Origin of the sequence: Staphylococcus aureus, from assembly GCF_001027105.1 — a bacterium.
In the GTDB taxonomy this organism is placed as follows: domain Bacteria; phylum Bacillota; class Bacilli; order Staphylococcales; family Staphylococcaceae; genus Staphylococcus; species Staphylococcus aureus.
This window is the reverse complement of sequence record NZ_CP011526.1, coordinates 1,426,860-1,438,169: the sequence shown is the minus strand read 5'-3', so window position 1 is coordinate 1,438,169 and position 11,310 is coordinate 1,426,860. Positions and strand designations below refer to the sequence as shown.

16 protein-coding genes are annotated in these 11,310 nt (G+C 32.3%); 14 read left to right on the top strand and 2 right to left on the bottom strand.

What is annotated here, in order from left to right:
• Positions 1–58: 58 nt before the first annotated feature.
• On the bottom strand, positions 59–460 hold the full coding sequence (locus AA076_RS07265) for a ribonuclease HI family protein (protein WP_001062936.1): 402 nt from the start codon (positions 458–460) through the stop codon (positions 59–61).
• A gap of 344 nt (positions 461–804) precedes the next feature.
• Between AA076_RS07265 and AA076_RS16155 the strand changes: the two genes are divergently transcribed.
• A complete protein-coding gene (locus tag AA076_RS16155; RefSeq protein ID WP_000529138.1) occupies positions 805–936 on the top strand; it encodes a hypothetical protein in 132 nt (43 codons plus the stop codon).
• Between the two features lie 64 nt (positions 937–1,000).
• Here the strand turns inward: AA076_RS16155 and AA076_RS07250 are convergent, their stop codons facing one another.
• Positions 1,001–1,705, bottom strand: a complete 705-nt coding sequence (locus AA076_RS07250) for a queuosine precursor transporter (RefSeq protein WP_000282171.1) — start codon at positions 1,703–1,705, stop codon at positions 1,001–1,003.
• A 244-nt stretch (positions 1,706–1,949) separates the two neighbouring features.
• Between AA076_RS07250 and AA076_RS14985 the strand changes: the two genes are divergently transcribed.
• From AA076_RS14985 to AA076_RS07180, 13 genes are all read left to right on the top strand, one after another.
• Positions 1,950–2,144, top strand: a complete 195-nt coding sequence (locus tag AA076_RS14985) for a zinc-finger domain-containing protein (protein ID WP_001795441.1) — start codon at positions 1,950–1,952, stop codon at positions 2,142–2,144.
• Positions 2,145–2,155: 11 nt separating this feature from the next.
• Positions 2,156–2,407, top strand: a complete 252-nt coding sequence (locus tag AA076_RS07240; RefSeq protein WP_000691942.1) for a NifU N-terminal domain-containing protein — start codon at positions 2,156–2,158, stop codon at positions 2,405–2,407.
• A 37-nt stretch (positions 2,408–2,444) separates the two neighbouring features.
• Positions 2,445–3,569 (top strand): virulence factor, encoded by a 1,125-nt coding sequence (locus tag AA076_RS07235; protein ID WP_000404650.1) that lies wholly within the window; start codon positions 2,445–2,447, stop codon positions 3,567–3,569.
• 15 nt (positions 3,570–3,584) lie between these two features.
• Complete coding sequence (brxA, locus tag AA076_RS07230; protein ID WP_000995287.1) at positions 3,585–4,022, top strand: bacilliredoxin BrxA; 438 nt, start codon at positions 3,585–3,587, stop codon at positions 4,020–4,022.
• Between the two features lie 423 nt (positions 4,023–4,445).
• Positions 4,446–5,402, top strand: a complete 957-nt coding sequence (locus AA076_RS07225; RefSeq protein WP_000934885.1) for a thymidylate synthase — start codon at positions 4,446–4,448, stop codon at positions 5,400–5,402.
• A 199-nt stretch (positions 5,403–5,601) separates the two neighbouring features.
• Positions 5,602–6,081 (top strand): dihydrofolate reductase, encoded by a 480-nt coding sequence (locus tag AA076_RS07220; protein WP_000175746.1) that lies wholly within the window; start codon positions 5,602–5,604, stop codon positions 6,079–6,081.
• Positions 6,082–6,095: 14 nt separating this feature from the next.
• Positions 6,096–6,935: a fatty acid kinase binding subunit FakB2 gene (gene fakB2 / locus AA076_RS07215; protein WP_000166059.1), complete on the top strand. Its 840-nt coding sequence runs from the start codon at positions 6,096–6,098 to the stop codon at positions 6,933–6,935.
• Positions 6,936–7,020: 85 nt separating this feature from the next.
• Entirely contained in the window at positions 7,021–7,554 is a 534-nt protein-coding gene (gene msrA / locus AA076_RS07210; protein WP_000159902.1) for a peptide-methionine (S)-S-oxide reductase MsrA, read from the top strand.
• The gene (msrB, locus tag AA076_RS07205) at positions 7,547–7,975 is read left to right on the top strand and encodes a peptide-methionine (R)-S-oxide reductase MsrB (protein ID WP_000913315.1); all 429 of its coding nucleotides are present in this window, start codon (positions 7,547–7,549) and stop codon (positions 7,973–7,975) included. Before msrA ends, msrB begins: the two co-directional genes overlap by 8 nt.
• An 11-nt stretch (positions 7,976–7,986) precedes the next feature.
• Positions 7,987–8,487: a PTS sugar transporter subunit IIA gene (locus AA076_RS07200; protein ID WP_000473652.1), complete on the top strand. Its 501-nt coding sequence runs from the start codon at positions 7,987–7,989 to the stop codon at positions 8,485–8,487.
• Positions 8,487–8,708 (top strand): YozE family protein, encoded by a 222-nt coding sequence (locus tag AA076_RS07195; protein ID WP_000801007.1) that lies wholly within the window; start codon positions 8,487–8,489, stop codon positions 8,706–8,708. Before AA076_RS07200 ends, AA076_RS07195 begins: the two co-directional genes overlap by 1 nt.
• A 191-nt stretch (positions 8,709–8,899) precedes the next feature.
• A complete protein-coding gene (locus AA076_RS07185) occupies positions 8,900–10,390 on the top strand; it encodes a S41 family peptidase (protein WP_000342125.1) in 1,491 nt (496 codons plus the stop codon).
• A 399-nt stretch (positions 10,391–10,789) separates the two neighbouring features.
• Positions 10,790–11,299 carry a GNAT family N-acetyltransferase gene (locus tag AA076_RS07180; RefSeq protein ID WP_000620194.1) on the top strand — a complete coding sequence of 170 codons (510 nt, stop codon included), beginning with the start codon at positions 10,790–10,792 and terminating at the stop codon, positions 11,297–11,299.
• Positions 11,300–11,310 lie beyond the last annotated feature (11 nt).

The following is an 11,310-nucleotide window of genomic DNA, read 5'->3' as shown; positions in this document are numbered from 1 at the left end:
TTTGTTTCTTTGATAAATAGAGGAGCACCGATTGACATCACATCAGTCGGTGCTCCTTTTATTTATTCTTTTTAATTAATTTATACAATGCCTGTTGAGCGTGTTGATTCGCTTCTTTGTTTTGTTCTCTCGGTATCCATTTAACAAATAATAAATCAAAATCTTTTTCAAATATTTCTATTTGATCAAAATAAGGTTTGAAATTTGCGTTTTTCACATAACCAGCTTCAATGCTATCTGCAATTAGCTTTGAGTCTGTATATAATAGTGCGTTTTGAACATTTAATTCACGTGCATGTTCTAGTGCATAAATACATGCAGCCCATTCTGCAGTGTGGTTATCCATTTCGCCTAACTCATGTGTATATGTATAATGCTGCTCATCTTCTTTGATTACAATGGCACATGTACTTATGCCTGGATTTCCTTTCGTCGCAGCATCAAAATTTATTTTCGCCATAATAAACCTACTTTCTATTCAATACTTAGTTAAAGTTACTATTACTGTAATACAAAATATGTTGGGTAATCCATTAAAAAACACGCATCACTTAAATAAGTAACACGTGTTTAAAATACTCGCTGATTCAAAGATGATTTTCTAATACGTAGTACTGTAATATACTTCCTAAAAAAATCATCTTCAGGCTGGGACATAAATCAATGTTCTATGCTCTACGATGTTATATTGGCAGTAGTTGACTGAACGAAAATGCGCTTGTAACAAGCTTTTTTCAATTCTAGTCAGGGGCCCCAACACAGAGAATTTCGAAAAGAAATTCTACAGGCAATGCGAGTTGGGGTGTGGGTCCCAACACAGAAGATGACGAAAAGTCAGCTTACAATAATGTGCAAGTTTGGGATGGGCCCCAACAAAGAGAAATTGGATTCCCAATTTCTACAGACAATGCAAGTTGGGGTGGGACGACGAAATAAATTTTGCGAAAATATTATTTCTGTCCCACTCCCTTAAAACTTATTCTTTTGTGTAGTAAGTGCGTTAATAGCCTTGATCTAACTTATCAATCTTACCTTTACGATAAAATGATTTAGCAATATATCCAAATGGTACATTGAAAACTGTTGAAGCTAATTTTAATACGTACGTTGTAATAAATATTTCAAATACAACTGTACCAGGTAAACTTCCGATAAATGCGATAGCTACAAATAAAGCTGTATCAATTATTGAGCTTAAAAATGTACTACCATATGCACGGATGAAAAACGTTTTATCAGAACTAAATACTTTTTTAATTAGTGAAAAGATAAATACATCAATATGTTGACCAATAATATATGCGACGATTGAGCCTAAAGCAATGCGTGGCACAACATCAAAGATTGCGTGTAATGCTTTTTGTGCCATATCTTCTGGTGCAGGAATAAAATGTAATGACAATTGCATAACAATAATCATAATTAATGTTGATGAAAAGCCTAACCAAACTGCTCTTTTTGCAACTCTACGCCCATAAATATCGTTTAATATATCTGTTGCTAAATAAATAGAAGCAAACATGACATTACCTAAAGTTGCTGAAATACCAAAGATTTCTACAGTTTTAATCACTTGTATGTTGGCAATGATTGTGCCAATTGCAACCCATGCAATTAAACCTTGTTTACCAAAAAAGCGATACATAAGTACCATAAGCACGAACGTTGCAATAAACGTAACTAGTCCTAAAATTTCATTATACATATTAAAATGTCCTCCTAAATTTTGATCATGCGGGTGTTTAGAAACCGCTCAATAAATAACTAACTCATTTTACTGAAAAATCGTTTGCGATGCAATAGCATTTGAATATAAATACATTTTACGTATAGAATTATAAAAGGTTTCATTCAAATCTTAGGGTCAAAAATGTTATAATATTTTTATGTCAAATTTAAAACAGTAACACTTATTTACAAGGTTGCAATATTTTGAAGTAATAAAGGAAGTGTCGCGTATTTTAACTTTTTCAGAGCAAAATGCACTCGCGAAAATAGATGATTTAATGAATACTTATTGCAATCAATGTCCAATCAAAACTCGTCTGCGTAAATTAGAGGGGAAAACGAAGGCGCATCATTTTTGTATCAATGAGTGTTCAATAGGGAAAGAAATAAAACAATTAGGAAATGAACTTCAATAGGAGGAAGTCAAATGAAAATTATATCTATATCAGAAACACCGAACCACAACACAATGAAGATTACACTTAGTGAAAGCAGAGAAGGTATGACATCAGATACGTATACTAAAGTTGATGATTCACAGCCAGCATTTATTAATGACATCTTAAAGGTTGAAGGCGTTAAATCAATTTTCCATGTTATGGACTTTATTTCAGTAGATAAAGAAAATGACGCAAATTGGGAAACAGTATTGCCAAAAGTAGAGGCTGTATTCGAATAAATTTTTCATCAACTAGTATTCGGGGGGAATAAAGTATATGGAAATTTTACGTATAGAGCCAACACCAAGTCCAAATACAATGAAAGTTGTTTTGTCATATACAAGAGAAGACAAGTTATCTAATACTTATAAAAAAGTAGAAGAAACACAACCAAGATTTATAAATCAGTTGTTATCTATAGATGGTATCACTTCCATTTTTCATGTCATGAACTTCTTAGCTGTTGATAAGGCACCAAAAGCTGATTGGGAAGTCATATTACCTGATATTAAAGCTGCTTTTTCTGATGCGAATAAGGTTTTAGAATCTGTAAATGAACCTCAAATTGACAATCATTTTGGTGAAATTAAAGCTGAATTATTAACTTTTAAGGGTATACCGTATCAAATTAAGCTAACTTCTGCTGACCAAGAATTAAGAGAACAATTACCACAAACATATGTTGACCATATGACTCAAGCGCAAACAGCACATGACAATATTGTTTTTATGCGTAAATGGCTAGATTTAGGAAATCGCTATGGAAATATTCAAGAAGTAATGGATGGTGTCCTAGAAGAAGTGCTAGCTACCTATCCAGAATCACAGTTACCCGTATTGGTAAAACATGCTTTAGAAGAAAATCACGCAACTAATAATTATCATTTCTATCGACATGTCTCTTTGGATGAATATCATGCAACTGATAATTGGAAGACTCGATTACGAATGTTAAACCATTTTCCAAAGCCGACTTTTGAAGATATACCGCTGCTTGATTTAGCTTTATCTGATGAAAAAGTACCGGTTAGACGTCAAGCGATTGTATTATTAGGTATGATTGAAAGTAAAGAAATTTTACCGTATTTATATAAGGGGCTTCGTGATAAAAGTCCTGCTGTAAGAAGAACAGCAGGGGATTGCATAAGCGATTTAGGGTATCCAGAGGCACTACCAGAAATGGTGCTACTATTAGATGATCCACAGAAAATCGTTAGGTGGCGTGCTGCTATGTTTATCTTTGATGAAGGTAATGCAGAGCAGCTTCCCGCACTAAAAGCCCATATTAATGACAATGCGTTTGAAGTTAAATTACAAATTGAAATGGCCATATCTCGTATTGAAAACGGAGATGAAGCACTTGGTTCAGTATGGAAACAAATGGCAAACAGAACAATTTAATTGGAGGAATTAAATATGAATGCATATGATGCTTATATGAAAGAAATTGCGCAACAAATGCGTGGCGAATTAACTCAAAATGGTTTTACAAGTTTAGAAACGAGCGAAGCAGTATCGGAGTATATGAACCAAGTAAATGCTGATGACACTACTTTTGTAGTTATTAACTCTACATGCGGCTGTGCAGCTGGATTAGCAAGACCAGCTGCAGTAGCAGTTGCAACACAAAATGAACATAGACCTACAAATACAGTTACAGTTTTTGCTGGGCAAGATAAAGAAGCAACTGCTACAATGCGAGAATTCATTCAGCAAGCACCATCTAGTCCTTCGTATGCTTTATTCAAAGGTCAAGATTTAGTTTATTTTATGCCTAGAGAATTTATCGAAGGTAGAGATATTAATGACATTGCAATGGACTTAAAGGATGCCTTTGACGAAAATTGTAAATAGTACACATAAATAAATATAAAGGTTAACACATTTTATAATATTAAAAATGGTGTCTGTCATTGAAAATAGAGAATATAGTTGTATTCTATTTGTTAAATAAAGTCCGTTTTTACCAACTATATTTTCTAGAAATTTAACTGTTTTAATAGGACATCAAACATAATATTCAAATCATGTGTTAACCTCTTTTTTAAAATTTTTTAGCATTAAAGTTATAGATTTGGGTAAACAATTACCAATTGGAAACATATATCACGTTACGATGGGGTAGGTACTTAATCAGCATTTTATAAATAAAGTAACGGAATTCATGATATTAATATCATATTCCTAAAATGAGTGATAACAAAATGCTACATAAAGTTAAGTTATATCAAACTAAATATACATACTATAAATAATGAAAATGAGGTGTTATCGCATATGTTGAATTCATTTGATGCAGCATATCACAGTCTTTGTGAAGAAGTTTTAGAAATAGGAAATACACGAAATGATCGCACAAATACAGGTACGATTTCGAAATTTGGTCATCAACTTCGCTTTGACTTATCTAAAGGATTTCCACTATTAACGACAAAGAAAGTTTCTTTTAAATTAGTAGCAACCGAATTATTATGGTTCATTAAAGGAGATACAAACATCCAATACTTATTAAAATATAATAATAATATATGGAACGAATGGGCTTTTGAAAATTATATCAAATCAGACGAGTATAAAGGTCCAGATATGACAGATTTCGGGCATCGTGCATTGAGTGATCCTGAATTTAACGAACAATATAAAGAACAAATGAAACAATTTAAGCAACGTATTCTTGAAGATGATACATTTGCGAAGCAATTCGGGGATTTAGGAAATGTTTATGGTAAACAATGGCGAGATTGGGTTGATAAAGATGGTAATCATTTTGATCAACTTAAAACAGTAATTGAACAAATTAAGCATAATCCAGATTCAAGGCGACACATCGTATCTGCATGGAATCCAACAGAAATTGATACAATGGCACTTCCGCCTTGTCATACCATGTTCCAGTTTTATGTCCAAGATGGTAAGTTAAGTTGCCAGTTATACCAACGTAGCGCAGATATCTTTTTAGGTGTGCCATTTAATATCGCAAGCTACGCTTTATTGACACACCTTATTGCCAAAGAATGTGGACTTGAAGTGGGTGAATTTGTGCATACATTTGGAGATGCACATATTTATTCAAATCATATTGATGCGATTCAAACACAATTAGCACGTGAAAGCTTCAATCCTCCAACATTAAAAATTAACAGTGACAAGTCTATTTTCGACATAAATTATGAAGATTTGGAAATTGTTGACTATGAATCACATCCAGCAATAAAAGCTCCAATAGCAGTGTAGTCATTGCATAGTTAGCTAACCATATAGACATCAAAATGACATCATAGTATTTTCAAGTGCAAAAAAGTACTTTTTTGTGTTAAACGTTTTCATAAATTATGCAAAATCATTATTTCTATCACACTTTATGATAAAAATTGTGTTAAATTAAAGATAACTTAGTAATAAAAAATGAAATGATAGAAGAAGGAGGATAATTATGACTTTATCCATTCTAGTTGCACATGACTTGCAACGAGTAATTGGTTTTGAAAATCAATTACCTTGGCACCTACCAAATGATTTGAAGCATGTTAAAAAATTATCAACAGGTCATACTTTAGTAATGGGTCGTAAGACATTTGAATCGATTGGTAAACCACTACCGAATCGTCGAAATGTTGTACTTACTTCAGATACAAGTTTCAACGTAGAGGGCGTTGATGTAATTCACTCTATTGAAGATATTTACCAACTACCGGGCCATGTTTTCATATTTGGAGGGCAAACATTATTTGAAGAAATGATTGATAAAGTGGACGACATGTATATTACTGTTATTGAAGGTAAATTCCGTGGTGATACGTTCTTTCCACCTTATACATTTGAAGACTGGGAAGTTGCCTCTTCAGTTGAAGGTAAACTAGATGAGAAAAATACAATTCCACATACCTTTCTACATTTAATTCGTAAAAAATAAGGGGGAAAACGACCATGACAAAACAGATTATAGTAACAGACTCAACATCCGATTTATCTAAAGAATACTTAGAAGCAAACAACATTCATGTAATTCCTTTAAGTTTAACTATTGAAGGAGCTTCATACGTTGACCAAGTAGATATTACATCAGAAGAATTTATTAATCATATTGAAAATGATGAAGATGTAAAGACAAGTCAGCCAGCCATAGGTGAATTTATATCTGCTTATGAAGAACTAGGAAAAGATGGCTCTGAAATCATAAGTATTCATCTTTCTTCAGGATTAAGTGGTACATATAACACTGCTTACCAAGCAAGTCAAATGGTAGATGCTAATGTAACTGTTATTGATTCAAAATCTATTTCTTTTGGTTTAGGGTATCAAATACAACACCTAGTAGAGCTTGTAAAAGAAGGTGTCTCAACTTCTGAAATAGTTAAAAAGTTAAATCATTTAAGAGAAAACATTAAATTATTTGTAGTTATAGGGCAATTGAATCAATTAATTAAAGGTGGCAGAATTAGTAAAACAAAAGGTTTGATTGGTAATCTTATGAAAATTAAACCAATTGGTACACTAGATGATGGTCGCTTAGAGCTTGTGCACAATGCGAGAACTCAAAATTCTAGTATCCAATACTTGAAAAAGGAAATTGCTGAATTTATAGGAGATCATGAAATCAAATCCATTGGTGTCGCACATGCTAACGTCATTGAATATGTTGATAAATTGAAGAAAGTTTTTAATGAAGCTTTTCATGTGAATAATTACGATATAAATGTAACTACACCAGTTATTTCTGCACATACTGGTCAAGGTGCGATTGGCCTCGTAGTCCTTAAGAAGTAAATTTAATCTTTTCAGTGTTAATTACTTCCATTTCAATCCTTTATAGACTAAATTTATAATTAGATAGATAGAGGAGGTAATTCATATGACAAAAGAATATGCAACATTAGCAGGAGGATGTTTCTGGTGCATGGTTAAACCATTTACATCATATCCAGGCATCAAGTCAGTCGTATCTGGTTATAGTGGCGGTCATGTTGACAACCCAACTTATGAACAGGTATGTACGAATCAAACCGGCCATGTCGAAGCAGTACAAATTACGTTTGATCCAGAGGTTACTTCCTTTGAAAATATATTAGACATATATTTCAAAACATTTGACCCAACTGATGATCAAGGGCAATTTTTCGATAGAGGCGAAAGCTATCAACCAGTCATTTTCTATCATGATGAACATCAGAAAAAGGCTGCTGAGTTTAAAAAGCAACAATTAAATGAACAAGGTATTTTCAAGAAACCAGTGATTACACCTATTAAACCATATAAAAATTTCTATCCAGCTGAAGACTACCATCAAGATTATTACAAAAAGAACCCGGTACATTATTACCAATATCAACGTGGTTCAGGTAGAAAAGCGTTTATAGAATCACATTGGGGGAATCAAAATGCTTAAAAAAGATAAAAGTGAACTAACAGATATAGAATATATTGTTACACAAGAAAACGGCACTGAACCACCATTTATGAATGAATATTGGAATCATTTTGCTAAAGGAATTTATGTAGATAAAATTTCTGGTAAACCTTTATTTACATCTGAAGAAAAGTTTCATTCTGAATGTGGATGGCCTAGCTTTTCCAAAGCGCTTGATGACGATGAAATTATAGAATTAGTCGACAAATCATTTGGTATGTTGAGAACTGAAGTGCGTTCAGAAGAATCAAATAGTCATTTAGGACATGTCTTTAATGATGGACCTAAAGAAAGTGGCGGCTTAAGATACTGTATCAATTCCGCTGCAATTCAATTTATTCCATATGAAAAGTTAGAAGAATTGGGTTATGGCGATTTAATATCACATTTTGATAAGTAGGAGTGGAAAGTATGTTTAAAAAATTATTCGGAAAAGGCAAAGAAGTTCAGAAAGATATCGCAATTTATGCACCATTAACTGGAGAATTCGTGAAAATTGAAGATATTCCAGATCCTGTATTCGCACAAAAAATGATGGGCGAAGGTTTTGGTATTAATCCAACTGAAGGAGAAGTTGTGTCTCCAATTGCAGGACGTGTTGACAATGTCTTTCCAACTAAGCATGCGATTGGGTTAAAAGCAGATAACGGATTAGAATTATTAGTTCATATCGGTTTAGACACAGTTCAATTAGACGGTGAAGGATTTGAAGTGTTAGTGTCTAGTGGTGACGAAGTTAACGTCGGAGATCCATTAGTAAGATTCAACCTTGAATATATTAATAATAACGCTAAATCTGTAATTTCACCAATTATAATTACTAACACTGATCAAGCAGCTTCAATTAATATTTATGATGAAAATGCTGTGATTAAAGGTGAAACAAAAGTGATTGATGTGACAATGAACTAATGAAAAACTATTCGTTTTATCAATTTGTCATGACAGTTCGTGGTCGACACGACGATAAAGGTCGTCTAGCAGAAGAGATATTTGACGATCTTGCTTTCCCAAAACACGATGATGATTTTAACATACTGTCTGATTATATTGAGACACATGGTGATTTCACATTGCCAATGTCTGTATTTGATGATTTATATGAAGAATATACGGAATGGCTAAAATTTTAATATAATTTTTAATAATAATAGTTAGAACCAGGGTGATGCAATTCGTTATCCTGGTTTTAATTTAAAATAAACTAAGTTGTGACTAAAAATTAATCAATTATAGTGAAATATGGTGCGCTATCTTGCATAAATTGATATGATTAACTACACAGAATTTAAAAGTACATAATACATAATAAGGAAGTGATACAATGGATGATAAGCAACACACATCTTCATCCGATGATGAACGCGCTGAAATTGCAACAAGCAATCAAGACCAAGAAACTAATTCATCGAAACGCGTTCACTTAAAACGTTGGCAATTCATATCAATATTAATTGGTACAATCCTAATAACAGCTGTCATCACAGTTGTTGCATATATTTTTATAAATCAAAAAATAAGTGGTTTAAACAAAACTGATCAAGCAAACTTAAATAAAATTGAAAATGTGTATAAAATCTTAAATAGTGATTATTACAAAAAACAGGACTCTGACAAGTTAAGTAAAGCTGCAATTGATGGCATGGTCAAAGAATTAAAAGATCCTTATTCTGAATATTTAACAAAAGAACAAACGAAATCCTTTAATGAAGGTGTTTCAGGTGATTTTGTAGGTATTGGTGCAGAAATGCAAAAGAAAAATGATCAAATTATGGTTACTAGTCCTATGAAGGGATCTCCAGCAGAACGTGCTGGCATTCGTCCTAAAGATGTCATTACTAAAGTAAATGGAAAATCAATTAAAGGTAAAGCATTAGATGAAGTTGTCAAAGATGTTCGTGGTAAAGAAAACACTGAAGTCACTTTAACTGTTCAACGAGGTAGTGAAGAAAAAGACGTTAAGATTAAACGTGAAAAAATTCATGTTAAAAGTGTTGAGTATAAGAAAAAAGGTAAAGTTGGAGTTATTACTATTAATAAATTCCAGAATGATACATCAGGTGAATTGAAAGATGCAGTTCTAAAAGCTCACAAAGATGGTTTGAAAAAGATTGTTTTAGATTTAAGAAATAATCCAGGTGGACTACTAGATGAAGCTGTTAAAATGGCAAATATTTTTATCGATAAAGGAAAAACTGTTGTTAAACTAGAAAAAGGTAAAGATACTGAAGCAATTCAAACTTCTAATGATGCGTTAAAAGAAGCGAAAGACATGGATATATCCATCTTAGTGAATGAAGGTTCAGCTAGCGCTTCTGAAGTGTTTACTGGTGCGCTAAAAGACTATAATAAAGCTAAAGTTTATGGGTCAAAAACATTCGGCAAAGGTGTCGTACAAACTACAAGAGAGTTTAAGGATGGTTCATTGTTAAAATATACTGAAATGAAATGGTTAACGCCAGATGGTCATTATATTCACGGTAAAGGCATTAAACCAGACGTTACTATTGACACACCTAAATATCAATCTTTAAATGTCATTCCTAATACGAAAACATTTAAAGTTGGAGACGATGATAAAAATATTAAAACTATTAAAATTGGTTTATCAGCTTTAGGTTATAAAGTTGATAATGAATCAACGCAATTTGATAAAGCTTTAGAAAATCAAGTTAAAGCTTTCCAACAAGCGAATAAACTTGAGGTAACTGGTGAATTTAATAAAGAAACGAATAATAAATTTACTGAGTTATTAGTTGAAAAAGCTAATAAACATGATGATGTTCTCGATAAGTTGATTAATATTTTAAAATAAGCGATACACACTACTAAAATTGTATTATTATTATGTTAATGACACGCCTCCTAAATTTGCAAAGATAGCAATTTAGGAGGCGTGTTTATTTTTATTGACGTCTAACTCTAAAAGATATAAATTAGACATTTACAAATGATGTAAATAACGCAATTTCTATCATCGCTGATAACAATTCATGGTTTAATATGCAATGAGCATATACTTTTTAAATAGTATTATTCACTAGTTTTAACAATCAATTAATTGGTATATGATACTTTTATTGGTTATTTTTATCCCATAGTGTGATAATTACTATTTTTCATTCATAATAAAGGTTTAAAGCATGTTAATAGTGTGTAAGATTAACATGTACTGAAAAACATGTTTAACATAATGATATAAGGAGTGACGTACATGATCCGTCTAGGTAAAATGTCAGATTTAGATCAAATCTTAAATCTAGTAGAAGAAGCAAAAGAATTAATGAAAGAACACGACAACGAGCAATGGGACGATCAGTACCCACTTTTAGAACATTTTGAAGAAGATATTGCTAAAGATTATTTGTACGTATTAGAGGAAAATGACAAAATTTATGGCTTTATTGTTGTCGACCAAGACCAAGCAGAATGGTATGATGACATTGACTGGCCAGTAAATAGAGAAGGCGCCTTTGTTATTCATCGATTAACTGGTTCGAAAGAATATAAAGGAGCTGCTACAGAATTATTCAATTATGTTATTGATGTAGTTAAAGCACGTGGTGCAGAAGTTATTTTAACGGACACCTTTGCGTTAAACAAACCTGCACAAGGTTTATTTGCCAAATTTGGATTTCATAAGGTCGGTGAACAATTAATGGAATATCCGCCATATGATAAAGGTGAACCATTTTATGCATATTATAAAAATTTAAAAGAATAGAGGTAATATTA

What these genes read in the sequence shown, in the direction of transcription:
- AA076_RS07265 (WP_001062936.1), bottom strand. Translation starts at nt 460, where the DNA reads ATGGCGAAAATAAATTTTGATGCTGCGACGAAAGGAAATCCAGGCATA.
- AA076_RS07250 (WP_000282171.1), bottom strand. Translation starts at nt 1,705, where the DNA reads ATGTATAATGAAATTTTAGGACTAGTTACGTTTATTGCAACGTTCGTG.
- AA076_RS07240 (WP_000691942.1), top strand. Translation starts at nt 2,156, where the DNA reads ATGAAAATTATATCTATATCAGAAACACCGAACCACAACACAATGAAG.
- AA076_RS07235 (WP_000404650.1), top strand. Translation starts at nt 2,445, where the DNA reads ATGGAAATTTTACGTATAGAGCCAACACCAAGTCCAAATACAATGAAA.
- brxA (WP_000995287.1), top strand. Translation starts at nt 3,585, where the DNA reads ATGAATGCATATGATGCTTATATGAAAGAAATTGCGCAACAAATGCGT.
- AA076_RS07225 (WP_000934885.1), top strand. Translation starts at nt 4,446, where the DNA reads ATGTTGAATTCATTTGATGCAGCATATCACAGTCTTTGTGAAGAAGTT.
- AA076_RS07220 (WP_000175746.1), top strand. Translation starts at nt 5,602, where the DNA reads ATGACTTTATCCATTCTAGTTGCACATGACTTGCAACGAGTAATTGGT.
- fakB2 (WP_000166059.1), top strand. Translation starts at nt 6,096, where the DNA reads ATGACAAAACAGATTATAGTAACAGACTCAACATCCGATTTATCTAAA.
- msrA (WP_000159902.1), top strand. Translation starts at nt 7,021, where the DNA reads ATGACAAAAGAATATGCAACATTAGCAGGAGGATGTTTCTGGTGCATG.
- msrB (WP_000913315.1), top strand. Translation starts at nt 7,547, where the DNA reads ATGCTTAAAAAAGATAAAAGTGAACTAACAGATATAGAATATATTGTT.
- AA076_RS07200 (WP_000473652.1), top strand. Translation starts at nt 7,987, where the DNA reads ATGTTTAAAAAATTATTCGGAAAAGGCAAAGAAGTTCAGAAAGATATC.
- AA076_RS07195 (WP_000801007.1), top strand. Translation starts at nt 8,487, where the DNA reads ATGAAAAACTATTCGTTTTATCAATTTGTCATGACAGTTCGTGGTCGA.
- AA076_RS07185 (WP_000342125.1), top strand. Translation starts at nt 8,900, where the DNA reads ATGGATGATAAGCAACACACATCTTCATCCGATGATGAACGCGCTGAA.
- AA076_RS07180 (WP_000620194.1), top strand. Translation starts at nt 10,790, where the DNA reads ATGATCCGTCTAGGTAAAATGTCAGATTTAGATCAAATCTTAAATCTA.